Below are 24,965 nucleotides of genomic sequence, written 5' to 3'. Positions count from 1 at the left end.
TCAACACGCCCTATTAAATTAATGAATTTCTTGTTAAAAGATAGCACCAACAAAGTGGTGCTATTTTTTAATTATTTGGTTAGCTTTCTCTAAATAATTACTTTAATTCAATCCACGCTTTGCGCTGAGCTTTGTCCATGTACGACCAAGCCATAAAACGGCTGACTTTTTGCCCTTGGCTCATTTCCACTATTCGGATCGCTTTTACACCCAATTTTTCAAGCTGTTTGCGCATTGGGCGTACATTGTCTTTCTTTGAGATTAACGTGGTAAACCAAAGTACTTGTGCACTGAATGCTTGGCTTTCGTTCGCCATCTTGCGGATGAACGCAGCTTCACCACCTTCACACCATAGCTCAGCATTTTGCCCACCAAAGTTAAGCGTGGGTTTATTGGCTTTTACTTGAGGTGTTTTCGCTTGATTAGCTTGAACCTTCACGCCTTTCTTACGCTGATTTGCCTTTAAATTATCCAGCTTACGCTGACTACCCATCGCGGCTTCTTCAGCAGAGCGGTGGAACGGCGGGTTACAAGTTGTAATATCGTAGCGATCGTTTGGCTGGATAATACCGCGGTAAATATTGGACTCACTGGTTTGTTGTACAAGCTCTACCTTACTGTTTAATGAGGCGTTACGATCTACAATTGTTCGGGCTGATTCAATCGATTTCGGATCAACATCGCTACCCGTGTAATGCCATCCGTATTGAGTCACACCTACGATTGGATAAATACAGTTTGCTCCAACACCGACATCAAGCGCTCGCACTTTATGGTGCGCATACTTGCCTTTTACTTCACCATCAAGCAACTCCGCTACACGATGAACGTAATCCGCGCGCCCTGGAATTGGCGGGCACAAGTAAGTATCAGGGATATCCCAATATTCAATATCATAGTGCGCCGCCAGCAATGCTTTATTGAGCATCTTGACGGCCTTTGGATCGGAGAAGTTGATTGAGTCTTCCCCTTTCGGATTCTTTATCACAAATGATTTGAGCTGCGGCTCTGCTGCGATCAGTTTTTTGAAATCATAACGACCGCGATGTGCATTACGCTCATGCAATCCACTTTTAGCAGTTTTGATCACTTCCACATCGCTGCTTTTGTTAGCGGCGTTAGTTTTCAGACCTTTGCTTTTTGCAGCTTTTGCTGTCGGTTTGTTTTTCACACGCTTTGGTTTGATCTTGGTGACTTCTTTGCTCGGATTAGACTTCGCCGTTTTTGTCTGAGCTTGTTTCGCGTTGTGATTATTGGTCTTCATTCGAATTCGCTTTTAAATCGAGGTAAATCATAAACAGACGAGCATCAAATTCGAGTTGGTGATACTCAGGTTCCATATAACAGCACAGTTGGTAAAAGGCTTTGTCGTGGTTTTTCTCACGCGTGTGTGCCAACTCATGCACCACCAGCATGCGCAATAACGCTTCAGGTGCATCTTTAAACACGTTCGCAATCCGAATCTCATTTTTCGATTTCAGCTTGCCACCATGGTTACGACTTATCACGCTATGCAAACCAAGCGCATTGTTGACCGCGTGAATTTTCTTATCGTAGACCACTTTGCTAATTGGCGCGGCTTTCTTCATGTAGCGATTTTTGATCGCTATTGCGTATTCGTAGAGTGCCTTTTCGCTCTTGATTTGGTGTCTATCTGGGTAGCGTTTTTCGAACCAAGGCACCAGTTTACCACTGTCGACGAGTGAACTGACTTGCTCGACAATGTTCTGCGGATAACCTTGAATATATCGAAGTGACGGATGCATGCGTATTAAGTCTGCTATGGCAAAAGAAAAGCGCTAAATATACCTGAGATGCGCAAGACTTTCATCTTAGGTTTCTCAAGCTTTCCTTTGTTGCGAAACCTCGCTAAACTTCGCCTCCCGACGATAATGGAGAGAAATTGAATGAAACGTGTCGTTCTTTACGTCAAAGACAAATGCCCACACTGCAAAGATGCTCAACGTTATCTTGATTCGAAAAATATTACCTACCGCTTGTGCAACGCAAAAATGCAACGCGGACGCAAAGAGCTCGACGCACTGGGTGCTCGCTCTCTACCTGTACTCAAGATTGGTGACCGAGTCATGATTGGCTGGAACCCAAAGAACTTTGAGAAAATGTACAGCAATTAAGTGACGTATTAGTCCATTTTCTTGGTTACTACGTTACCTGTACCCTAAAGAGCTTCTCCAAAGAGAGGCTATTTTTGTGTCAGGAGTTTATGACATCAACATTCCTTCTCAGCACAATTTTCTACCACGAGCTTAAAATAAATACTGGAAGGAATTAATGGAACGTATTTAGCAAGCAGACCAAAATTAACCTGTACTAAGCCTCTAAATTGAGTTTGTAACAATAACATTAAAGAGCAGTGCATCTCAGCTCAAACATACCGCTTCACAAAGTCAATGAAAGTACGGTCGGCAATGGATAGATAGCCTTGTTTTCGCCACGCGAGTGCAAGGTCGAGCTTAACGCTCGGTTCAAATGGGATACCCACCACGCCCTGCTCATGTTGTGTCACTAGTTCAAGAAGCGCGGTAATAGCAAATTCTTGTTTAACGATACTCAGAATGAGCGGCAGCAAGTTGGTTTCGAATGAGGACTTCATCGTAAAGCCATGCTCTTCACTAACGTGGTCTAAGAATTCTCGGTGGAAGTAGCCATGCTGGAACATCACCAAATCATGCTCGAAAAACTGATCAAATGTGATGGTATTACGCTGAGCTAAATCATGTTCCGGAGCCACAACAGCAACCATTTGGCTAGTGAACAGATGATCCGTTTCTAAGTCGTCTGGTACAGCGTCACAGCTAATCACGCCAATATCGAGCTGTCCATTAAGTAACATTCGGCGGATAGACTGAGTGCCCGCCTCCACCAGCGTCAGCTTTAAATCTGGATACTGGCTCTTAAACGCCATGACAATTCGAGGGAAAAAATAGCTGCCCATCATTGAAGGCGTACCAAGGCGCACTTCCCCTTTGGCTAAACCTTTGAGTTCATCAATTGCTAACTGCGCATCGTGTAACTGCTGAATTACTCGCTTAGCGTGAACCAACAGTGTTTCCCCCTCTTTGGTTAAGCTGATTTTCTTTTCTTCTCGGCGAAACAGCGTCACACCAAAAGACTGTTCGAACTTCTTAATTGAAATACTTAACGCTGGCTGAGCAATGTGCAAAGCCTTAGCTGCATGAGTAATGTTGCCGTGTTCCGCGACCGCCAAAAAGTGTTTGAGTTGTTTCGATTCCATTAGATCAAAAATATATACCAACCATATTTTTAATATATTTTTTCAATCCAAAACTAACTGATAGATTGGTCACAGTTTCTTTATATTTGCTCGCTCGCATTAGGCAGGACTCATGGTCAGTTTCGGCACTCCGGAATACAAACGCATTACGCTATCTCTGGCACTCGGCTCGTTTTTGGTTTTCTCGAACCTATATCTCCTTCAGCCGATGCTGCCAAGCTTTGCGGCGCACTTTCAGATCTCGGAAACGCAGGTCAACTGGCTATTCGCCGCTACCACACTGGCTCTCTCCTTTAGCTTGGTCCCGATGGCTGTGCTCTCTGAATCGATTGGGCGCAAACCTGTAATGATGTTTGGTCTGTTTTCGATCCCTGCAATTTCTGCATTAATGCTGCTTGGCGATTCGTTTTTGTTCTTAGTGGTTTGTCGCGCTTTGATCGGTATTGCGCTTGCCTCGTTTGCTGCGGTTGCCGTTGCTTATATGGCGGAAGAGTTAGATAAACACGCATTTTCAATGGCGATTGGTACTTATATCGCAGCCAATTCATTGGGAGGGATCGCAGGACGTATCAGCGGAGGTTTGCTGGCAGACAACTTCAGCATCGACGTTGCAATCGAAGTCATGATGCTATTCACCCTTATCGGCGTGGTCAGCGTGCATTACTTGCTACCAAAACAGAAAAACTTTACCCCTTCTTCGAGCAGTTTAAGGCATCACAATCGAGCTATTATCGGACACTTCAAAAATCAACGTGTGTGGTTCGCCATGCTGATTGGCGGTTTGAACTTTGCGTTGTTCGTTAATCTTTATTCGGTAATGGGATTCCGCTTGGCCAGTGCGCCACATAATGTGCCAGTCGGGTTAGCTTCTCTCATATTTGTTTGCTATTTGGGTGGTACGTTTTCTTCCCGTTGTGCCGGACATTGGAGTAAACGCTTTTCACCGATACTTGGCATGTTTTTAGGCTCTATCGTCAGTATGGCTGGCATGTGGATCGCAGTAATTGAAAGCATACCTGCAATGTTGACAGGTTTGTTATTGATCAGCTTCGGTGCGTTCTTCACTCACACGCTCGCCTACGGTTGGGTTGGACAAAACGCAACACAAGCAAAAGCGACGGCGACCGCATTGTATCTCGTGCATTACTACATTGGCGGCAGTTTAGGTGGATTCCTATTGCTCTATTGCTGGCAAAACGGCGGTTGGTCGAGTGTACTCATCGGTGGCAGTGCAATGTACATTGCCATGTTAGCTGCTATCGCATTCTTAAAACACATCACAGAGCGAATCGACGCTGGCGATAACGCAGACATAACGGCTTAACAAAGCGTTAATCCCTATTGATTTTATGTTGTGGCGTTGGTCTGCTATGCTTGCGCCACATTCATAAAAGCAAGAAAGTCGTATGCCAACGCGCTCAACACAAGAATCACCAAACACCGATATCAATGCGATCACAGAGCAAGTCGATCAATGGCTCAATGATGTCGTGATCGGGTTAAATCTCTGCCCATTCGCCGCTAAGCCACAGCGCAATAAACAAATCAAAATCTTCGTTAGTGAAGCCTCGCAAGAAGAAGCACTACTTGAAGACATTTTGCTGCAACTGATCGAGCTCAGTAATACCAAGCCAGAAAAACTGGAGACAACCTTGGTTGTGGTTCCAAACATGCTGCAAGATTTCTGGGATTACAACTTCTTCATTGATTGGGTTGAAGGCTTGATCAAACAGCAAGATTGGGAAGGTATTTTCCAAGTTGCCACCTTCCATCCTGATTACTGCTTTGGCGGAGCAGAACCAGAAGATGATGAAAACCTGACGAATCGCTCTCCATACCCAGTATTTCATCTGATCCGTGAGGAGAGCATGGAAAAGGTACTTAAGCACTACCCTGATCCAGAGTCCATTCCAGATACCAATATTGCACGTGTTTCAGCGCTTTCAGAGGAAGAACGTAAGAAGCTCTTCCCTTACCTATTTCGCTAAGACTCACTCCCCAAGAGACAGAATTCTAACCAGTTAGAATGGGATCGCTTGGGGATTAAAGTTCGGTTTGATATGATTGCGACTTCAATCGATTCAATGGACATTAGAATGCAACTGTCAAAGCTAACCCAAGAGATTTTTGATCACCTATACCGTGACATCACCGAGTTCCGTAGCACTTTCGACCTACCAGTGGCGGATGTTGCAAGCCTAGACGCACAAGCAGATACACTACACACTTCTCTTGCGATCGAAGAGCTTACTGAACTAGCGGAAGCGGATTGCAAAACAGAGCAAGCAGACGCAATCATTGACAGCGTTTACGTTCTAATGGGTCGTCTAGTACACCTTGGTGACAGCAAAGTTGAAGATAACCTAGCGATCAGCTACCTGATCGATCTACTGCTTAACGTAGCGGTGAACCGTGGTATCGACTTTATCCCTTGCTGGGACGAAGTGCACTCAAGCAACATGAGCAAAGTGTGTCGCAACGAACAAGAATACGCAGAAACAGAAGCGTTCTACGCTGAACAAGGCATCAAGCTGATGGCGGTTCAAAAAGGCGAATACATCATTGCGAAATGCGCAGAAGATTTTGTATCTGAAGGCAAAACGGTACGTAAAGGTAAGGTTCTAAAATCGGTTTACTACCGTCCTGCAGACCTTAAGCCACTTACACAATAAGTCGTCGATTAGGTACAACAGATAAAATCCAGCGCCCACAATACTCGATATTGTGGGCGCTTTTTATTCTGAGCGTTTTTGCTCAATCAACATTTGGTTCGGGTAAAACCGGTGGCGTACTATCCATGTAGGTTAAGAAATTTTGCCAAATTTCATGAGTTCTTTGTTGAGTTAATTGAGTTTTGCAGGAAATAGCCATAACACCGCGAATTGTCCCTTCACGCCACTTTGTATATACCGAATCACAATGCGACGTCATGTATGCTTGCCAATCTTTTTGTGCAACTTGAATCGCTTTAATCAGCTCAGGATCATAAGAAGTATGTTCGAGACTCGTTTCCAAATATTTATTTAGTTGCTTTTGAGCAACCTTTAACTCAATGGCTGCACACTGATTAATCTCGAGGGTGCTGACCGCGTTATTACAATCAATCGCTTCTTCTTGAGCAAATGCCATAGACGACAAGCTCGCTAGAGCCACAATCACGTATTTTTTCATTCCTTTCTCCAAATAGAATCGCTCTAATGAACGCCTTAATCAAAAATCAAATACGGCCTTTCTTCTACTACGACTTTTCGAACATTAGTTTGGAAAACCTCCGCCAAGCCCTCTTCCGTTAGTACTTCATCTGCATGGCCTAAAGAATGCAATACGCCGTTATTGAGCAGCAGTACCTTGTCAGCATGCCTTAACGTTCGATTTAAATCGTGGTTTGCGACCAACACCCCGATGCCTTGCGCAGCGACTACATTAATGAGCTGATATAGCAGTCCCTCTTGGGCAATATCCAACGGCGCTGCGGGTTCATCCAAAATCAATAGCTGAGAGTAAGGGTTAATCGTGCGCCACACTTGCAAGCATACCCCGGCTAAACGGACACGTTGCCATTCACCCCCGGATAATGTCTGAATACTTCGATGAAGCTTGTCTTGCAATTGTACTAGCTCAATAACAATATTAACGGCATCTCGTACTTTCGCGTCGCTGATATTGGCACCAGTTGGCAATGAAAGTGCTAAGTATTGAAAGACATCAACATTGAATGTTGGCCTTGACTGTTGACACAAATATCCACGGATATGCGCTTGTTCTGAAAGTGGCATTGTGAGTAGGTCGTTATTGTCGACAAGCACTTGACCACTCACGCCTTCACGCTGAGTTAAGGTGCCAGATATCGCACCAAGTAATGTGCTTTTCCCGGAGCCGTTTGGACCCACGACATGGACAACCTCACCCGACTTGCATTCAAAGGAGAGCGGTAGCAGTCGACTTCCTACTGCGATGTGCTTAACGTGCATCATGACTTTTCACCAGCATCCAAATGAAGATAGGTGCGCCGATAGAAGTGGTCATCACTCCAAGCGGCAGCTCAGCAGAATCGAGCAACAAACGCGCGCCGATATCAGCAAACACCAATAAGGCTGCGCCAGATATTGCCGACAGAGGCAACAGGTAACGGTTTTCTGTACCAAACGCTAATCGAAGCAAATGCGGTACGACCAAGCCCACAAAGCTAATGATCCCACCCAATGCAACGGAACCACCAACGAGAATAGAAATTGCCAAAATGAGTTTCCAGCGCATCTGATGAACATCAATGCCCAGTTGAGTGGCATGGATTTCCCCAAGCATCAACTTATCAAGCGGCTTGCCCTTGCAGCAGAGCCAAATCAGCACAGGTAGCATTACCAAAGTGACGGTGTGCTGATACCAACTTGCCCCACCAATGCTGCCCATTAGCCAGTACATTAACTGACGTAAGCTCAAGTCATCGCTAAAGTAGAATGCCCACGTCACAATCGCGCTCGACAAAATACCCAGTGCAACGCCGACGAGCAGCAGCCTTGCAGTAGTGAGATGCATTGCCCTTGCGATACCAACCAATATGACGGTAAACAACATCGAACCAGCAATAGCAGCCAACATAAAGATCATCGGAGAAGGCAAAACCGGCAAGGCAAACATGGCTAGAACCATTGCCAAGCTCGCTCCACCGGAGATCCCGAGAACGCCGGGTTCAGCTAATACGTTCCCAAGCAGAACTTGTAAGGTAGCACCAGAAACCGCCAATGCTGCCCCGATAATAGCGGCAGAAACCAAGCGTGGCAGGCGTAAATCCAACAAGAGTTTTTGTTCAAATGCAGAGAGAGACTGAAAAGGAGAAAGGAATACCTCTCCGACCATCAAGTGGATAACAGAGAGCAGCACGAGAATCACTGACATGATCAAAAGATTGCGTTGCCAGCGTCGTTCCTTGTTCAGGATAAGTTGTTGAAAATCCATAGTAGCCGATAAATACAAACGAGGCTTAACCTTACAGTTAAGCCTCGGTAAATTGCAAATGTGTTCTTACGCTTTATTCGCCGAAATTAAAGCGATATAGCATTAATCGTAGACTAACTCGCCATCTTCGTAGCGTGTTTTCACTTCACACACCATTAATGCTGCGCGTTGACCAATCGCGACGTGGCGGTTTGGGAAAACAACAGCTTCGTTATCGTTCTTCGCCATCAACGGTTTGTCACCATCGTGACCAAACACTTCGCCGTGAACGAATGAGGTGAAGTTCTCGACGTTGTCATCAAACATGAAATCGAAATCTTCGTTCAAGCGCACAATCGTGCGACTAACACGGTACTTGATACATGGTTTAGACAAGTGCTCCGCTTTCGCCTCTGCAATTAGGTTACGCAGTGACAAATCGAATGCTGTCAGTTTGTCTAAGTCGTTTTCACCAATGCGAGCCACACGACCAAGTTCCATCGTCAAAGCTTGCGCGCCGTAGTTCTCTGCACTGAACCAGCTGAATGTGCTGGTTGGCGAGTTAGACAGTAGCACTGCTTCAATATGTGCACTGTCGAGAAAATCAATCAAGGCTTTGCTTCGAACAGGATGACGCGTTTTCGGACTCACCGCAAAGGTGTAGTGCTTTGAATCACGGATCGCACAGTGCAAATCTAAGTGCCAGCGTGTTTCCGCTGCCGTATCTTGATAGAAATCTCTGACTAACAATTTAAGAGTATCAGCAATCGCAAGCTCTTTGGTTGGCTCGTGCTCTTTCTCATCAAACAGTCGGTTAAGGTTTTCTTCTAAAAATCGCGTGTGCGCCAGAGTCGATTCTGGGTGAGCGATAATGAATAAGCATCGAGCCTCGACTTTCTGGAAGCCAGATTCGATGTCTTTGATAATTGAATCCACCAGCTCCATCGGTGCGGTTTCATCCCCGTGGACACCACAAGAGATGATGACGTTCTTTGTTTCCTGAGTGTATTCGTCAGGAATGACTTCTAGCACACCACGCTGATAGAGTTTAAGTTTTACACCATTAGACAGCACCTGCTCCGCTGGCGCGACATCAATATGAACATCTAACGTGTCAGTTAAAAACGATTGGCGAAAGAGAGACTTCGTCATGCGTTACTCCTTAATAGCACGGCGGGTATGTTAATAAATTGTACAAAGGATTTTTGTTGTTGCGATCCCACTTATGAGTAGAAGCCACCAAATTTATTTAAAATCCCATACCTTTTCGCGCCATGCACTCAAATCAAGCATTGAGGCGTTTATTTTTTAAACAATTACAAAGTGTTAGGGCTGTGAACTTTACCACAGCCCTAAAGAAGATCATTATGATTTGATCAACTTTTAGCGTTTACTCACCACGCTGTGCGAGTAAACGTTCAAATTCGTCTACTTTGTCACGAACTAGCTCCACACTCTGCTGCCAGAATTCGGGTTGCGTCAGGTCCATTGAAAGATGCTTGTCTACAACCTCTTCAGCCATCATGTTGCCAGTGTCACGTAATAGATCTACGTAATCATCGTAGAAACGCTCCCCTTTAGCTTCACGTTGAGCGTAGATACCTTTACTGAACAAGAAGCCGAACAGATATGGGTAGTTGTAGAAGCTCACCCCAGAAATAGAGAAGTGCAGCTTGCTCGCCCAGAAATAAGGATCAGCCTCGCTCATTACATCGCCATACCAATCTTTCCAAGTTTCTGACATCAGCTCACAGAAATCATCAGCTGTCAGTTCACCCTCTTGGCGACGCTCGTAGAACGCTTTTTCGAATTCATAACGAACTGGGATATTGATCATCAGCGCCAACGCCGAAGAGAGCTCTTCCCACAACATTTCGAGCTTATCATCCACACTTTCTGCTTTTGAAATCAGATGATCACGAACGATGTTTTCAGCGAAAATCGAGGCGGTTTCTGCCAACGTCATTGGATAGTACGTTTGGCAAAGCGGCAAATCACGAATCACCCAGTTGTGGAATGCGTGACCAAGCTCGTGAGCCAGCGTCATCAGGTCTGAGCGGCTACCACTCCACGTCATAAACACAAGCGGCGTACGCGTCGCCGGCAGCTTAGTACAGTATGCACCAAGGCGTTTATTGGCATTAGGCGCAGCATCAATCCAGCCGTTTTGTACCATCATGCGGACAAACTCAGACATATCTGGATTCACGGTTTCGAACGCTTCACAAATGACGTCAATTGCTTCATCAAAAGGATAAACTTTCGCTTCACCACTCAAAGCAGGCATCGCAGCAAGATGGTTCCACGGTTTCATCTCATCCAGGCCGTGGACCTTAGCCATTAGCAAACCGGCTTTTTGACCAATTTCACGACTGTCTTTAGCGACTTTCATCATGGCATCCAACGTTTCCGCTTTAATTCGGCTACCATGCAAGCTTGGATCAAGGAAATGGACATCACGTTTGGTAGAACGCTTTTTGTTCTCTGTTAAACGCCAACCTGAAAGCGCGTTAAGGATAGAGGCAAAAGACTCTTGATGTGTTGCCATCGCCTTTTGAACACCGCGCCACGCAGCTTCTTGGCGATCAAATTCAGAGCCATAAAGAATACTTGCTGCTTGCGAGAAGCCGAGCTCTTCACTTTCACCATCAGCGTAGTCAAGCTTCACTTTCAAAGAGCCCGTGAGGTTGTTGTATAACTTACCCCACGCAGATTTTCCATCCACGCTCATTGCCGCTAATAGCTTTTCTTCTTCGGTGCTTAAGCGTGTGTCAGCCAGTTTGCGAGAGTTCAGGATTGAAAATGCCTGACCACTGATGTCTGGATTATCATGATCCAATACACGAGTAATGAACTCTTCATCAGCGTGAGTCAATTTAAGCTCAAAGGCACTGTAAGCTTGAGAAAGCTCAGAGAAAATACGCGTCATACGACCCAACAGTGCTTTCGCCTCTGCATTTGTCGCATCCACTGACGCGTAACAGTTTGCGAAGTTAGCAATCGTGCCAGCCAAACGGCTTGCCGCCTCGCTGGTTAAGATTGCGTTTTGCATCACTTCAACAGAGTTACAATCGGCAGACTGTTTATTGAGTAGGTCAATGCATTGCTCTACAAGGGCAATGTCATCTTGAATTCGTGGGTCAGCGAGATCGTTATAAACGATGGATAAATCCCAGCTAGGAGCGGTCATTTATGGTTCCTTTTGATGTAATCGAGCCAGCCCTTTTCTCTCTTAAACTCGGTAGAGATCCAAGCGTTGGCTACTTCCGTGACTAATTTTCAAATAGTGGTACGCCTATCGAACGAACTGAGGCGTAAATCTGATCATCGATGGTAATTGTTATATGTGTTACTGACGCACTTCCTATCGCTAATGTCGAATACCATCGCGGATTGCGCCAATCTACACCCAGTACATGGGCAAGAATCATTCTAATTACGCCACCATGCGTGACAATTAGCAAGTTGTCATTGATATCATTAATGATTTGAGACCAAGCACAAGTTACACGATTTGCAAATACATCCAAACTTTCCGCTTTGGGCAATGTGTGTTGGGCGGGCGCTTTCCAAAACGCTTCAAGCTTATGCCAGTGCTCAGAAAGCATGTCAAATGGGACACCATCGAAATCACCAAAATCCAATTCTTGAAGTTGTGGTTCCACACTTAAAGGCAAAAGTTGCTGCTCAGCGAGTATGTCAGCAAGATCGTGACAACGTGACAACGGAGAGCTGATGATCCCTTCTACTTCTCGACCCGTTTGTTGCCAGGCTTGAGCAATTTTGCGTTGCTCAGCTTCATCCACTTTTAAATCGGCTTGTCCGTGTAAACCTGGGGCTGCGTTCACTTTCCCGTGTCGCAGTAAATAGATATTCAGCGTTTTCATCTCTTCCCTTCCTGTGGTTTGAGCTCAAGCGGCAAGCCCGCAGCGACAAACGTGACTCGCTCACATACGGTCGCCAGTTTTTGATTCATCCGTCCCGCATTATCAACAAAGTAACGACTGACGGCGCCAAGCGGCACAATGCCCATCCCGACTTCGTTAGATACAAAAATCAGCGTCGCTTCTGATTGTGCTGCCGCATTCATCAACTGCTCAATTTTTTCCTCTAATCGCTCATTACAGCAGTCATCATCGAGCTCAAAGATCCAGTTGTTGAGCCAAAGCGTAAGGCAGTCAACTAACACGACATCTTGAGACGAAAACTCACAAATTAGCTCAGGTAAGTTAAGCGGACATTCATGTTCAATCCACCCAGCCCCTCGCTGCAGTTTATGATGAGCAATGCGCTGCCTCATCTCGTCATCAAAAGGTAATGCCGTCGCAACATAGTGAAGCGTTCCGTTTTTATTTTGTGCCCATTGTTGCGCCCTGCTCTCTGCTAAGCTCGATTTTCCTGAGCGCGCACCACCTAGAATAAGTTGCTTCATAATGAATGACTAAATGCGATAAGAGTGAGATAAACAAGCAACTCTGCAAGCTGCTGCGCGGCACCAAGGCAATCGCCAGTAAATCCCCCGATACGTTTGGTCAGCCAGCGTTTAAAGCCGACACGAAACAGTGCCAATACCAATACAATCACAGCAGCCTGAGTCACGTCCAATAACAACGCTACAACCCCACCAGTTAAGAGTAGTATCGCGACCTCTACGCTCGATTGCTTATTCGCTAACGGTTTACTTTTCGAGGTGTCCGCGTCACTAACGTAAGGCATATCGTAAATGAGAGTGGCTGCTAGTGCTCGGCTCACGGTAAACGCCACGACGATCATCAGCCAAAACTGAGGCTCATTGGCTAACTCGCTCCAAAATACAAATTTCGCCAGCAGCGCCATCATTAGCGTTGCCGCTCCATACGTCCCGATGCGGCTGTCTTTCATGATGGTTAAGCGGCGCTCTAACGTCATACCACCGCCAATGCCATCCGCCATATCCGTTAAACCGTCCTCATGGAACGCGCCAGTAAGCAGTAGGCTGAAAGCCATGGTTAGAACAATGGAAACTGAGTTTGGGAACAACAAACTCGCCAGTGAAAACACAGCCGCGCACAATAGCCCGAGCAACACGCCGACCAAAGCAAAGTACCGCCCCGCTTGGTTCATGCGCGTTTCACTGTAAGGTAAATCTGCGGGCACAGGTATACGGCTAAAAAAACTTACTGCGAGCAAGAAAAGCTCACTCTGATAGCGCAAAGAACAAGTCTCTGAAGTGTGGGTATTCTCAGAAGCAGACACTAAACCGTCACTCCCGCACTCTCAAAGCTCGCCATGTTGTTGTATAACTGAGCCGCCGCTTTTACCAATGGCAAAGCAAGCGCCGCTCCGGTTCCTTCACCTAAACGCAAACCAAGATCCAAGAGAGGCTCCGCTTGCAAACATTCCAGCACAAACTTGTGCCCATTCTCTTCTGAGCTATGAGCAAATAACATGTAATCTCGCGTCTCTTCATCTAATAGAGTCGCGACATAAGCAGCTACAGATACGATAAATCCATCAACCAAGACTGGCGTTTTGTGGCGTTTTGCTTCTAAGAATGCGCCAACCATTTGCACGATTTCAAACCCACTGACTTGAGCCAACGCACCTTTGGTGTCAAGGTCATGGCAGCGATTCACACCTTGCGCGACTAGCTTGATCTTGCGGTTGAGTTGCTCTTGAGTAATGCCCGTGCCATAGCCAACACAATGGTCGACTTCCAATGGACTCAGAGCAGTTAACAATGCCGATGCAGAACTGGTATTGCCAATCCCCATCTCACCAAACATCAACAAGTTCGAGCCATTAAGAATCGCCTGCTGCGCGACCTTGGCACCATATTCCAAACCTAGCGCGACTTGTTCTAACGACATCGCCGTTTGTTTAGCAAAGTTTGCCGTACCATTTCCCAGACGTCTTTCAATCAAGTTGGGATGATGTTTAAAGTCAGGAACTAAGGTATCGATCGGTGACAACATGCCACAGTCAACAACCTTAAAGTCAATTTGGTTGAGATCGCAGAAACAATTAATGGCGGCGCCACCAGCGAGAAAATTCGCCACCATTTGCTGAGTCACAGCGCTTGGCGCAATACTCACCCCTTCTTCGGCGATACCGTGATCACCAGCGAATACCAACATGGTTGGTTTGCGAATTTCGATTGTTTCAACCGCTTGAGGCTTATCTTGGCTTTGAATTAACGCCAGTTCTAGCGCCACTTTTTCGAGCAGGCCAAGTGATCCAAGCGGTTTCGTTTTATTATCAATACGTGCTTGAATTTCTGAGGCAAAAGAGCGCTCCATGATGATGGTTCCTTATTCTTTATTTTGGACGAGCGACAGAAAAAGTTTTTTCTAGCGTGGCGTACTCATTTCCACCAAGCCTTGCTAATGGGTCAACCGCTAGAGCGTCGACTTTTAAACGATCACCTTCCATGGATACGACCCGCTCATCGACATAAATGTGTTCAATCTCTGCAAAGATTAAACTTTGCGGTGTCTCTCCCATCTCTATCACTTCGTGCAACTTACAGCCGAATGCAATTGGCGCGCCCTCTATGCGTGGTAATTCGAAACCTTGGAAATCAACCGTCTCAAGTTGAGTCGTCTCCAACTCAGATTCCCCATGTTCTAAGGTGGCAGAGGATAAAGTGACTTTACCCGCGAGATCACTTGGTGCAATATGGATAACCAACTTACCAGTTTCTAATGCATTTCGCGTGGTGTCCTTGATTTCCCCATTGGGCTTTTTTCCCACAGAAATCATCAATAAAGGTGGACGGCTAGAAACCGCAGTAAAGTAGGAAAATGGCGCTAAGTTGAAGTTTTGCTCACCTGAGTCTGTGAGCACCCAAGCGATTGGGCGAGGAATGACAGTTTGAGTCATCAAATGGTACACCTGCGTTGGCGCAAGCGTACTGAGATCTATGTTCATACGACGTCCTTGGTCTTAGAAAACCGCGAGAGAAATGAGACTCCCGACAAATTGAGAGAACAAGTGTACCCCTCTCCCGTGCAATTTCATCTGATTTTCTCTTTTTGAACGTGTCTTTTGTCATTTTGATATTTATATTGACTAAAATGCCAGTTCAATTCATTCATTTGATTAGAAAATAAATCTAACACTCGATATTTTGAAGAAATTTCAATCGAACACCAAGAAGTCGATCGACACAGACCTTGCAAAGAAAAAACCATTAAGAAATTGAATAAATTAAGGTTTTAAAATCGCCCCATATCGCGCTAACAACGACTACGAGATAAATAAATCCGAATAATATGCCCCTTTCGATAAAGTTGGCATGTCTGATGCTTCTACTAAAACGTCCCCAACAACTAAAGCGAGAAACCATGTTTGCCAATCAAAGTCGTCGCCCCACGAAGAGAGGCAAGCCAATACAAAAACGCCTACCCCGGCGATCCATACCCTTATCATTCTCCTAGTCCAAAAGACCCGTTTGTCCCGCGGGTCTTTTTATTTGTGTCGGAAAACTCTGGAGCAAATACATCATTTATCAAACATTGATAGCATGCCTAATGCTTAGCTCAGCAAATAAGCTACAATAGCCTAAGCAACTGTTCTCTAAGAGGAAGAATACGATGAGTAACGATTCAAATGCATGTGTCATTATCGCAGGCGCGACCGGGTTGGTAGGAAAAGAAGTCATCCATAAACTGATCTCACAGCCTAGTATCGAAACTCTGTATTGTCTTTCTCGACGAGCCCTCACTGACATTGTTGATCCAAGTAATAAAATTATCCCACTGCTGGACGCAGAACTGTCTATTCATGATTGGGACGAACAACAGCCTACCCCTCGCGTGGGTTTTATTTGTCTCGGTACTACCTTAAAGCAAGCAGGAAGCAAAGACGGTTTAAGGAAGATAGATGTCGAGTTGGTATGTAAAGTTGCCCAACAAATGAAGCTGATTGGCGTGAAGCGCCTTGCAGTCGTATCGAGTTTAGGTGCGAAAGTGTCTTCATCGTCCCATTACCTTGCTTGCAAAGGCCATATGGAAAAAAACATTGAAAAGATGGACTTTGAAGAAGTGGTATTCGCAAGGCCGGGTCCTTTGGTCGGGCAACGAGAAAATCCTCGTACGGATGAGAAAATTGTTCAAACTCTTTCTAAAGTTATTCGTCCGCTTATGCTGGGAAAACTGGCTAATTTTGTACCCATTCAGGCTCAAGATGTCGCCAAAGCGATGATTTATCAAGTTTTCAGCTACCAAGAAGACCCAGTCGTCTATTTGCATAGAAGGGAAATGCTCGACCTCATTAAGCACTACGACTGAGCCAAATCGCATAAATCTTGTGCTAGCTTGCTGTTTCACGAGATATGAGTCTCATTTTTATATTCATTTTCGATCTATCTAATGCCTGTTTTTCATTTTTAAAGTTATATCCCGAGCGTTATCTTACGCCCACAGTTTATAGCCAAATGTATAAAAACAGTCAGTATTTTGGGCTAATTGATAAGGTCAAATTATGAATTTCGCAGTGGTTGCCTCTCTGGCGGTGTTTATCGCCATATTATTCTTTCTTTTTAATCAGCAACAAAAACAGAACACCTTGTCTCGTCTTGTGTTGATTGGTTTAGTTACTGGTTCACTTTTCGGTCTTGCTCTACAACTGATTCATGGTGAAGGCAGTAATGTGATTGCTCAAACGCTTGAGTGGGTTGGCATCATCGGCAGTGGTTACGTTGGCCTGTTGAAAATGGTCATCATGCCATTGGTACTGGTCTCCATGATTTCTGCTGTAGTAAAACTTGAGAAAGGCGGTTCGCTAGGCAAAATTTCTGGCATCACAATTTCAGTTTTATTGGTCACGACAGCTATCGCTGCCATCATTGGTATCCTCGTAACAACGACATTTGGCCTTTCTGCTGAAGGCCTTACTGAAGGGGCGCGTGAAACGGCTCGTATTGCTGTATTAGAGAGTCGTGCAGGCTCAGTGAGTGATCTAACGATTCCTCAAATGTTGGTCAGCTTTATCCCAACCAATCCGTTTGCTGATTTAACTGGCGCTCGTTCGACCTCAATTATTGCTGTGGTTATTTTTGGTGTTTTGGTTGGTATCGCTGCACGTAAAGTGATGGCGGAAAAAGAAGAGCTAGAATCACCAATCCGCACTTTTGTCGAAGCGGCTCAATCTATCGTTATGCGTCTGGTTAAGATGATCATGGCATTGACGCCTTACGGCATTGCAGCCCTAATGGCGAAAGTTGTGGCGACCTCGAGCGCAGGCGACATTCTTAACCTGCTGGGTTTCATTGTTGCCTCCTACGTAGCGATTGCTCTGATGTTCCTTGTACACGGTCTACTTGTGTATTTCGTTGGTGTGAGCCCTGCTGAGTACTTTAAAAAGATTTGGCCAGTACTGACGTTTGCCTTCACATCACGCAGCTCAGCGGCAACCATCCCGCTTAACGTAGAAGCACAAATCACAAAGTTAAACGTACCACCAGCGATTGCGAACTTGTCAGCGTCTTTCGGTGCCACTATCGGTCAGAACGGCTGTGCAGGTATCTACCCAGCAATGCTTGCGGTAATGGTAGCGCCAACAATGGGTATCGATCCTCTAGACATCAACTTTATTCTGTCACTGATTGCTATCATCACGATTAGCTCATTTGGTATTGCTGGTGTGGGCGGCGGCGCAACCTTTGCAGCCCTGATTGTACTACCTGCGATGGGCTTGCCTGTGACAATTGCAGCACTGCTTATCTCTATAGAACCATTGATCGATATGGCGCGTACTGCATTGAATGTCTCTGGCGCTATGACAGCCGGCACCATTACCAGCCGCGTGCTAAAATCAACCAACGATGAAGTTGCATTGGAAGAACAAAAAGCGTAATTACTTCCCAATAATCAACTGTCTTACAAAGCCGATGTTTTACCATCGGCTTTTTTGTTTTTTTGAGCTCAGTTAAATGGGCCATCGTTCAACTCGCACTCTCCCCTTTCAAACACTTAGCAATCTTGTCGTGACTTGCACGACGAATCAGTGTGCTCAAATCAATTGTTATGATATAACATCTCAATAATTCTAAATTGTATTCGAATAACACTGGAGGTTATGACATGACTTCAACTTTAACCGAACCTAACTCAATTGAAATCTTAGCCAATGGACAACAAACGCCGTGTTTCAGCTCAAGAAGAGAACCTACGGTGTTAGCGGACATTTATCAGGAAGATATCAACATCGCGATCTGGCAACGACAATTCGATCAACCGCTTGTCGATGCCACGAATCAGTTCATCACCTCACACCCTAACTTCAATAAATCACTGAATGTTTCTCCTGAAAGTGCTTATGAAACGTTGCAATACGCAACTGACGGAAATGCCCCAGAGTTACTACTTAGAAATATCGCGGAGTTGGTCGACATGTTTTGCTATTTATTTGAGTTAGAAGACGCAGGACTGCGCCTAGCCACACTCAATAGCGCGATGTGTCCTCGCTTTCACGTTGACCAAGTGCCATGCCGATTGGTAACGACGTACCATGGAATCGCCACACAATGGTTAGCCAACAATGCCATAGACCGCTCAAAGCTTGGACGTGGTAGCAATGGGCTACCGGATGCGGAATCGGGGCTTTATAAAGCAGAGAATGACATCCAACACCTTTCTGTAGGTGACGTCGCCCTACTAAAAGGTGAACGTTGGATTGGCAATGAAAATAAAGGCTTGGTACATCGCTCGCCCAACATCCAATCGAGTGAAACTCGTTTACTAATTACTCTCGATTTTGGCTAATAAAAATCGCAATCGCCCAAACATTAATCAAACACAAAACATCAAGCCGAAGATTACCGTTCGGCTTTTTCATTTTCACAACGTCACCTTGCATCTTTCGTTGCGAGTCAAAGCGTTGAATGGTCTAATACCTCTATAGGTTCCGTAGACGGTAAGCAGAATGCACCAAGATAATCAGCCCACTTTTTTCTTTTTTGATTACGAGACTTGGGGAACAAGTCCAGCCAAAGATCGCCCAAGCCAATTCGCTGGCGTTCGCACTGATGAAAACTTCAATATCATTGGTGAACCTTTGGTCATGTACTGCCGTCCGCCTGCTGATTACCTTCCTTCACCAGAAGCCGCTTTAATCACTGGTATTACGCCACAAAAAGCGATGCAAGAAGGCCTACCTGAACCTGAATTTATCGCTAAGATCCACGCAGAGCTTTCTAAGCCAAATACCACTAGTCTTGGCTACAACAGCATCCGCTTCGATGATGAAGTCACACGTTACACCTGTTACCGCAACTTTATCGATCCTTATGCGTGGAGCTGGCAAAACGGTAACTCACGCTGGGATTTACTCGATGTAATGCGTGCGTGTCATGCTCTTCGTCCAGAAGGCGTAGAGTGGCCGGAAAATGATGAAGGCTTTACAAGTTTCAAACTTGAGCATTTATCCGTAGCAAATGGTATTGAACACAGCAATGCCCACGATGCGATGGCAGACGTGATTGCAACGATTGAGATGGCGAAGAAAGTGAAGGCCGCTCAACCAAAGCTGTTTGATTACTTTTTCTCGATGCGTAACAAACGCAAACTGAACGAGTTAGTCGATATTGTTAACATGACGCCATTGATGCACGTGTCGGGCATGTTGGGACGCGAATGCCAATACACCAGTTGGATTGTGCCTGTAGCCTGGCACCCAACCAACAATAACGCTGTTATTACGATTGACTTGGCAAAGGATCCTCAGCCTATCTTAGAACTTTCAGCAGAAGAGTTGAAAGAACGTTTGTACACCAAGCGGGACGAATTGGGTGACCTACTACCTGTACCCGTTAAGCTCGTGCACCTGAACAAGTGCCCTATCCTTGCGCCTGCTAAGACTCTAACTGCGGAAAATGCGGAAGTTATTGGTATCGATCGTCAGAAATGTTTAAGCAATTTAGCCTTGTTACGCCAACACCCAGAAATCCGCGAAAAGCTGATTAGTCTATTCTCTATTGAACGTGAATTCGAAAAGAGCGACGACGTGGATACACAGCTTTATGACGGCTTCTTCTCTCCTGCAGACCGCGCGGCGATGGACATCATTCGTGAAACGGATCCGAATAATCTGGCTGCGTTGGATATTGAGTTTGATGACAAACGTATCAAGCCGTTGTTATTCCGTTACCGTGCTCGTCACTATGCTGGCACCCTGGATGAACAAGAGCAAAGACGTTGGGCACAACATTGTCGCGAAGTGTTCGAAAGCCATATTGAAGAGTACATGCTGAATTTAGAAAACTTAGTTCACGAACATGAAAGTGACGAAAAGAAGATAGCAATATTAAAATCTGTCTATCGTTATGTAGAGAGCTTAGCCTCCTAATTTCTTACCTTGTTCAAGCGCACCTCCGGGTGTGCTTGTTGTTTTATATGCTGTCAAAATGATTAAAGATCGATTACTACAGCTGGTCCATTTGCTCATTTCCCTCGCACTCATCATGGGAGCACTTGGCATCGGCAACACTATTCAAAACCTCACTGGCGTTTCTGTTCCTGGAAGTGTCATCGGTATGCTTGTACTGTTTTTCTCAATGACTCTTGGCTTGGTAAAAGTCGAATGGGTTAAGCCTGGCGCAACACTTTTCATTCGCTACATGATCTTACTGTTCGTCCCAATCAGCGTTGGTTTGATGCAGCACTTTGATATGTTGTTGGCGAACGCGCTGCCTATTATTGCAAGTGCAGTCGGAGGGTCGCTGATTGTATTGATCAGCTTGGCTTGGTTCTTGGATTACTTACTCAAGGAGAAACATTGATATGTGGTTACTTGTCACTATTGTGGTTTTCCTTGCCGCGCGTCAAATCGCAATTAAGGTCAACAATCCAATCGCTAACCCGCTTTTGATCAGCATAGCGGTACTGATCCCTTTGTTAATCTTTTTAAAAGTGCCGTTTGAAACCTACTACGCCGACAACGAGTACATTAGCTTCTTGCTTCAACCCGCTGTTGTTGCGCTAGCGTATCCGCTCTATGAGCAATTGCCACAAATAAAAGCCAATTGGCGCATTATCGCACTGGCTTGCTCTTTGGGCAGCGTGATGTCGATGCTAACGGCAACACTTATTGCTGTTGCGTTCAAAGCCGACATCAGCCTCATTGCGAGCTTAGTGGGCAAATCAGTAACAACGCCTATTGCGATGGAAATCTCTAGCCACTTAGGTGGTGAAGCCGCAGTTGCCGCTATTCTAGTGCTTATTGTTGGTTTATTCGGGGCGATTTTAGCTTACCCAATCTTTAACCTTATTGGCATTAAACACCCTATCGCTCGTGGCCTGACAATGGGTACGGTTTCGCATGCACTCGGCACAGCAACCTGTGCTGAGAAACAACCGGGCGATGCCGCTTTCTCATCTCTTGCTTTGGTGCTTTGTGGCATCATCACTTCTATTCTTGCGCCAAGCTTTTTTGCTCTAGCCGTTTGGTTATACCAATAAAAAGTGACTGACTTGCTCCCCTTAGTCTTAATCTAAAGTGAGCAAGCCAAAACCTCTTCCAGAAAATTCGCAATATGAATATCCATTGATATAGTTATTAGTGGGACAGAGATAACGTTAAATCGTCGTGAAATCGAATACATGTGTGAGCTCACTCTAATTATGTAACGTAAATCATCATTACACACATTAACGTGATCTAAAGCACAGAACATTTCCATCTTTCACATAGAATAACTGTCCATGCAATAACAAGGATTCAACATGAAAAGTCGCATTGAACAGGCGCTAGCAAGCGCTCCTGAAGCACTTTCAACACATCTTGCTCCCATCGTTTTAGCTGACGATTTTGATGCCACTATTTCTGAACAACAGTTTGGTGAACTGCTGAACGCGACCAACCTTTCAGACAAAGAGCTTCGTGTTGCTCTACTTCCTTTTGCCGCAGCGTTTTCTTACGCTCCAATCTCTGAATTCTATGTCGGTGCGATTGTTCGTGGCCTTTCCGGTCGTCTTTACTTTGGCGCGAATATGGAGTTTTTCGGTGTTCAGCTAGGTCAAACCGTTCATGCTGAGCAGTGCGCCATCAGCCATGCTTGGATGAAAGGCGAACATGGTGTGAAAGACATCACTATCAACTACAGCCCTTGCGGCCACTGCCGTCAGTTCATGAACGAGCTAAGCACAGCAAAGAAATTAAAGATCCAGTTACCAGAACGTGAAGAAAAGTCACTTCATCACTACCTTCCGGAAGCGTTTGGTCCGGCGGATCTAGGTATTGAGTCAGGTCTTATGGCTGAGGTGAAACACGAGTTTGTTTGTGATGAAGACGATGCTTTAATCCAAAAAGCCGTCAATGCGATGAACATTAGCCACGCGCCATACACAAACAACTTGAGTGGTATTGCGCTTGAGATGAACAGTGGCCTTGTATTCCAAGGCGCGTACGCAGAAAACGCTGCATTCAACCCTAGCCTTCCACCACTGCAGGTTGCATTAATTCAAATCCTGATGGCTGGTGAGAAGTTTGAAGACATCAAAGCTGCTGCGTTAGTTGAAAACTCACAAGGTAAGATCAGCCACCTAGCTGATACTCAATCGACGCTAGAAGCACTAAATCCTGATATTCCAGTGAGCTTTGTTAACGTTTAATTTATCCAGACAACAAGCGAGAAGCTCTACCCAGTGTAGGGCTTTTTTATTATCAAAAAACCTTACGCAAACGTTTGCATCATTTTTAAAATTCAGTATGATCCCCTGCAAATTCGGTTTCATCACTTTATTTTGTAAGGGAACACTATGTTAGGTACTGCTACAAGCACTCATGCTACCCGTGTATTACTTTTAGGCTCTGGTGAGCTTGGTAAAGAAGTGGCAATTGAATGCCAACGTCTTGGTTTAGAAGTGATCGCGTGCGACCGTTATGCCAATGCGCCTGCGATGCAAGTGGCCCATCGCAGCTACGTCATCGACATGCTTGATGGTCAGGCACTGGAAGAGATCATTAATAAAGAACAACCTGCTTACGTGGTTCCTGAAATTGAAGCTATCGCGACAGATAAATTAGTCGAATTAGAAGCAAAAGGCTTGAACGTTGTTCCCACAGCAAAAGCGACTAAATTGACGATGAGCCGTGAAGGCATTCGCCGCCTTGCTGCTGAAGAATTAGCTCTAAACACTTCCCCTTATCAGTTCGCAGATAGTTTTGAAGACTTTAAAGCCGCTGTTGAGCATGTTGGTATCCCATGTGTCGTTAAACCAGTCATGAGCTCCTCTGGCAAAGGCCAAAGCGTGATTAAAACAGAAGAAGATGTTCAGACAGCTTGGGAATACGCGCAAGAAGGCGGCCGCACAGGAGCCGGACGCGTGATTGTTGAAGGATTTATTGACTTCGATTACGAAATCACACTGCTAACAGTACGCGCCGTTGATGGCGTACATTTCTGCGCCCCGATTGGGCACCGCCAAGAAGACGGAGATTACCGTGAATCATGGCAGCCACAAGCCATGTCAGAAAACGCCATCAAAGCAGCTGAATACACGGCAGAGAAAGTTGTGAATGCACTAGGTGGCTACGGCATCTTTGGTGTTGAACTGTTTGTTAAAGGCGATAAGGTCATTTTCAACGAAGTATCCCCTCGTCCACACGATACCGGTATGGTAACCATGATATCTCAAGAAATGTCTGAGTTTGCGCTTCATGTACGTGCATTTACAGGTATGCCGATCAACAATATTGTTCAGTATGGACCATCAGCATCAGCGGTAATTTTAGGGCAAGGTACATCAACTGATATCCGATTTGATAATCTTTCCAAAGCAATGGCTCAGCCACAAACTCAAGTTCGCTTGTTTGGTAAGCCTGAAATTGATGGTCGCCGTCGCTTGGGTGTTGTTTTAACGCGCCGTAAGACGATTGAAGATTCGATTGAAGATGCGGTGAACAGCGCTTCTAAAGTGCAAATCATTTACTAGTTCCGCAGCTTCACTCAAGAGAAACAAAAGCGCAGCTCAATTGGCTGCGCTTTTTCTTTGTGTAGGCACGAAACCTTTAGAAACCGTTACTTGCTCTCGATTAAATACACTTCCTCAGAGAAGCGGCTGAGCCCTTTCTTAGCGATTTTCGGATGATTCTCGTCGGCTTGATCGACATTCAAACAAGTCACCTTGTAGCCCTCAAACAACTGTTCAATCTCTTCGACTGGCACACTAAATGGAGGGCCTGACATCTCATCTTGTGGGTAATTGAGCGTCACAAGTAAAATGCGTCCGCCAGGGTTCAACAGTTGCTTAACGCGAGTTGCGTATTCTTCTCGCATCTCTTGTGGCAATGCAACGAGCGCTGCGCGGTCATAAATGATATCGGCTTTAGAAACTGGCGCCGTAAAGAAGTCACCGGTATAAATTGACAACTCATCGAACTGATACAACTCGTGCATACCATTGACTGGCGTTACGGTCGGTGTGTAGAAGTGCTCTGCAAAAAAAGCACGTACAGCAATCAAACTTAGCTCAACGCCTTGTACTTCATCGTGTTTCGTTGCAAGCCAAATTAGGTCTTCTGACTTTCCACATAAAGGTACCAAGACCGTATCTTCACGCTTCGGGTTCGTATACTGCCAAAATGCTGGTAACAGTGGGTTCACATCATCAAGGTGGAAACCAATTTGGTTACTCGCCCATTTGTTGTGCCAAAATTCTTGATCTCTCATTTTACTTCTACTTGTCGGCTGATTGTGGATTCGAGCTTTGTGCTTTGCTTTTGTGGGCTAAGACTAATGATTTTTTCAAATTTGTCTATGCTGTTCATCTTTGGTTAATACAGAAGTGGCCCC

At 45.4% G+C, this 24,965-nt stretch carries 26 protein-coding genes; 12 read left to right on the top strand and 14 right to left on the bottom strand.

Features of this window, described 5'->3' with window-relative positions:
- Window positions 1-97 precede the first annotated feature (97 nt).
- Window positions 98-1,264 (bottom strand): 23S rRNA (adenine(1618)-N(6))-methyltransferase RlmF, encoded by a 1,167-nt coding sequence (rlmF, locus tag KIV40_RS18145; protein WP_285350591.1) that lies wholly within the window; start codon window positions 1,262-1,264, stop codon window positions 98-100.
- Window positions 1,251-1,766 carry a M48 family metallopeptidase gene (locus KIV40_RS18140; RefSeq protein ID WP_005528224.1) on the bottom strand — a complete coding sequence of 172 codons (516 nt, stop codon included), beginning with the start codon at window positions 1,764-1,766 and terminating at the stop codon, window positions 1,251-1,253. Before KIV40_RS18140 ends, rlmF begins: the two co-directional genes overlap by 14 nt.
- 141 nt (window positions 1,767-1,907) lie before the next feature.
- On the opposite strand from KIV40_RS18140, the gene KIV40_RS18135 reads away from it, so the two are divergent.
- On the top strand, window positions 1,908-2,135 hold the full coding sequence (locus KIV40_RS18135; protein WP_010647589.1) for a glutaredoxin family protein: 228 nt from the start codon (window positions 1,908-1,910) through the stop codon (window positions 2,133-2,135).
- Window positions 2,136-2,386: 251 nt separating this feature from the next.
- Here the strand turns inward: KIV40_RS18135 and KIV40_RS18130 are convergent, their stop codons facing one another.
- Window positions 2,387-3,256 (bottom strand): LysR family transcriptional regulator, encoded by an 870-nt coding sequence (locus KIV40_RS18130; RefSeq protein ID WP_285350587.1) that lies wholly within the window; start codon window positions 3,254-3,256, stop codon window positions 2,387-2,389.
- 112 nt (window positions 3,257-3,368) lie between these two features.
- On the opposite strand from KIV40_RS18130, the gene KIV40_RS18125 reads away from it, so the two are divergent.
- The 3 genes from KIV40_RS18125 to KIV40_RS18115 all read left to right on the top strand — a co-directional run bounded on the left by KIV40_RS18125 (window position 3,369) and on the right by KIV40_RS18115 (window position 5,928).
- Window positions 3,369-4,580, top strand: a complete 1,212-nt coding sequence (locus KIV40_RS18125) for an MFS transporter (RefSeq protein ID WP_134976831.1) — start codon at window positions 3,369-3,371, stop codon at window positions 4,578-4,580.
- Window positions 4,581-4,662: 82 nt separating this feature from the next.
- On the top strand, window positions 4,663-5,244 hold the full coding sequence (locus KIV40_RS18120) for a DUF1415 domain-containing protein (protein ID WP_134976830.1): 582 nt from the start codon (window positions 4,663-4,665) through the stop codon (window positions 5,242-5,244).
- A 108-nt stretch (window positions 5,245-5,352) separates the two neighbouring features.
- Window positions 5,353-5,928, top strand: a complete 576-nt coding sequence (locus KIV40_RS18115) for a nucleoside triphosphate pyrophosphohydrolase family protein (protein ID WP_005445519.1) — start codon at window positions 5,353-5,355, stop codon at window positions 5,926-5,928.
- Window positions 5,929-6,010: 82 nt separating this feature from the next.
- Here the strand turns inward: KIV40_RS18115 and KIV40_RS18110 are convergent, their stop codons facing one another.
- The 10 genes from KIV40_RS18110 to KIV40_RS18065 form a co-directional block, all read right to left on the bottom strand.
- Window positions 6,011-6,427, bottom strand: a complete 417-nt coding sequence (locus KIV40_RS18110; RefSeq protein ID WP_285350583.1) for a lysozyme inhibitor LprI family protein — start codon at window positions 6,425-6,427, stop codon at window positions 6,011-6,013.
- 35 nt (window positions 6,428-6,462) lie between these two features.
- Window positions 6,463-7,230, bottom strand: coding sequence for a vitamin B12 ABC transporter ATP-binding protein BtuD (btuD, locus tag KIV40_RS18105; protein ID WP_134976826.1), 768 nt, complete (start codon window positions 7,228-7,230; stop codon window positions 6,463-6,465).
- Window positions 7,217-8,212, bottom strand: a complete 996-nt coding sequence (gene btuC / locus KIV40_RS18100; RefSeq protein WP_081233581.1) for a vitamin B12 ABC transporter permease BtuC — start codon at window positions 8,210-8,212, stop codon at window positions 7,217-7,219. Before btuC ends, btuD begins: the two co-directional genes overlap by 14 nt.
- A gap of 102 nt (window positions 8,213-8,314) precedes the next feature.
- The gene (locus KIV40_RS18095; protein WP_228174007.1) at window positions 8,315-9,343 is read right to left on the bottom strand and encodes a succinylglutamate desuccinylase; all 1,029 of its coding nucleotides are present in this window, start codon (window positions 9,341-9,343) and stop codon (window positions 8,315-8,317) included.
- Between the two features lie 238 nt (window positions 9,344-9,581).
- Window positions 9,582-11,381: a M3 family oligoendopeptidase gene (locus KIV40_RS18090; protein ID WP_285350580.1), complete on the bottom strand. Its 1,800-nt coding sequence runs from the start codon at window positions 11,379-11,381 to the stop codon at window positions 9,582-9,584.
- Between the two features lie 82 nt (window positions 11,382-11,463).
- Window positions 11,464-12,078, bottom strand: a complete 615-nt coding sequence (gene cobC / locus KIV40_RS18085; protein WP_285350578.1) for an alpha-ribazole phosphatase family protein — start codon at window positions 12,076-12,078, stop codon at window positions 11,464-11,466.
- On the bottom strand, window positions 12,075-12,623 hold the full coding sequence (gene cobU, locus KIV40_RS18080; protein ID WP_038890361.1) for a bifunctional adenosylcobinamide kinase/adenosylcobinamide-phosphate guanylyltransferase: 549 nt from the start codon (window positions 12,621-12,623) through the stop codon (window positions 12,075-12,077). The genes cobC and cobU overlap by 4 nt, the downstream gene beginning before the upstream one ends.
- Window positions 12,620-13,426 carry an adenosylcobinamide-GDP ribazoletransferase gene (locus tag KIV40_RS18075; RefSeq protein WP_285350576.1) on the bottom strand — a complete coding sequence of 269 codons (807 nt, stop codon included), beginning with the start codon at window positions 13,424-13,426 and terminating at the stop codon, window positions 12,620-12,622. Before KIV40_RS18075 ends, cobU begins: the two co-directional genes overlap by 4 nt.
- Complete coding sequence (gene cobT, locus KIV40_RS18070) at window positions 13,426-14,469, bottom strand: nicotinate-nucleotide--dimethylbenzimidazole phosphoribosyltransferase (protein WP_285350574.1); 1,044 nt, start codon at window positions 14,467-14,469, stop codon at window positions 13,426-13,428. The genes KIV40_RS18075 and cobT overlap by 1 nt, the downstream gene beginning before the upstream one ends.
- Window positions 14,470-14,488: 19 nt before the next feature.
- The gene (locus tag KIV40_RS18065; RefSeq protein WP_285350573.1) at window positions 14,489-15,100 is read right to left on the bottom strand and encodes a flavin reductase family protein; all 612 of its coding nucleotides are present in this window, start codon (window positions 15,098-15,100) and stop codon (window positions 14,489-14,491) included.
- A gap of 665 nt (window positions 15,101-15,765) precedes the next feature.
- Between KIV40_RS18065 and KIV40_RS18060 the strand changes: the two genes are divergently transcribed.
- The 8 genes from KIV40_RS18060 (at window position 15,766) to purT (ending at window position 24,105) form a co-directional block, all read left to right on the top strand.
- The gene (locus KIV40_RS18060) at window positions 15,766-16,461 is read left to right on the top strand and encodes an NAD(P)H-binding protein (protein WP_134976809.1); all 696 of its coding nucleotides are present in this window, start codon (window positions 15,766-15,768) and stop codon (window positions 16,459-16,461) included.
- A gap of 193 nt (window positions 16,462-16,654) precedes the next feature.
- The gene (locus tag KIV40_RS18055) at window positions 16,655-18,028 is read left to right on the top strand and encodes an L-cystine transporter (RefSeq protein ID WP_285350571.1); all 1,374 of its coding nucleotides are present in this window, start codon (window positions 16,655-16,657) and stop codon (window positions 18,026-18,028) included.
- A 227-nt stretch (window positions 18,029-18,255) separates the two neighbouring features.
- Window positions 18,256-18,936: a DUF1826 domain-containing protein gene (locus tag KIV40_RS18050; RefSeq protein WP_285350570.1), complete on the top strand. Its 681-nt coding sequence runs from the start codon at window positions 18,256-18,258 to the stop codon at window positions 18,934-18,936.
- A gap of 160 nt (window positions 18,937-19,096) precedes the next feature.
- Entirely contained in the window at window positions 19,097-20,518 is a 1,422-nt protein-coding gene (gene sbcB, locus KIV40_RS18045; protein ID WP_285350569.1) for an exodeoxyribonuclease I, read from the top strand.
- Between the two features lie 58 nt (window positions 20,519-20,576).
- Window positions 20,577-20,951: a CidA/LrgA family protein gene (locus KIV40_RS18040; RefSeq protein WP_012127845.1), complete on the top strand. Its 375-nt coding sequence runs from the start codon at window positions 20,577-20,579 to the stop codon at window positions 20,949-20,951.
- 1 nt (window position 20,952) lies between these two features.
- Complete coding sequence (locus tag KIV40_RS18035) at window positions 20,953-21,630, top strand: LrgB family protein (protein WP_005428010.1); 678 nt, start codon at window positions 20,953-20,955, stop codon at window positions 21,628-21,630.
- A gap of 264 nt (window positions 21,631-21,894) precedes the next feature.
- Window positions 21,895-22,782, top strand: coding sequence for a cytidine deaminase (gene cdd / locus KIV40_RS18030; protein ID WP_285350567.1), 888 nt, complete (start codon window positions 21,895-21,897; stop codon window positions 22,780-22,782).
- Between the two features lie 147 nt (window positions 22,783-22,929).
- Window positions 22,930-24,105 (top strand): formate-dependent phosphoribosylglycinamide formyltransferase, encoded by a 1,176-nt coding sequence (purT, locus tag KIV40_RS18025; protein ID WP_285350565.1) that lies wholly within the window; start codon window positions 22,930-22,932, stop codon window positions 24,103-24,105.
- Between the two features lie 86 nt (window positions 24,106-24,191).
- On the opposite strand, the gene KIV40_RS18020 is transcribed toward purT, so the two are convergent.
- Window positions 24,192-24,842: a thiopurine S-methyltransferase gene (locus KIV40_RS18020; RefSeq protein WP_005427918.1), complete on the bottom strand. Its 651-nt coding sequence runs from the start codon at window positions 24,840-24,842 to the stop codon at window positions 24,192-24,194.
- Between the last annotated feature and the right edge of the window lie 123 nt (window positions 24,843-24,965).

The organism is Vibrio sp. D173a (genome assembly GCF_030248475.1).
This window is presented reverse-complemented; position numbering and strand designations above follow the sequence as displayed.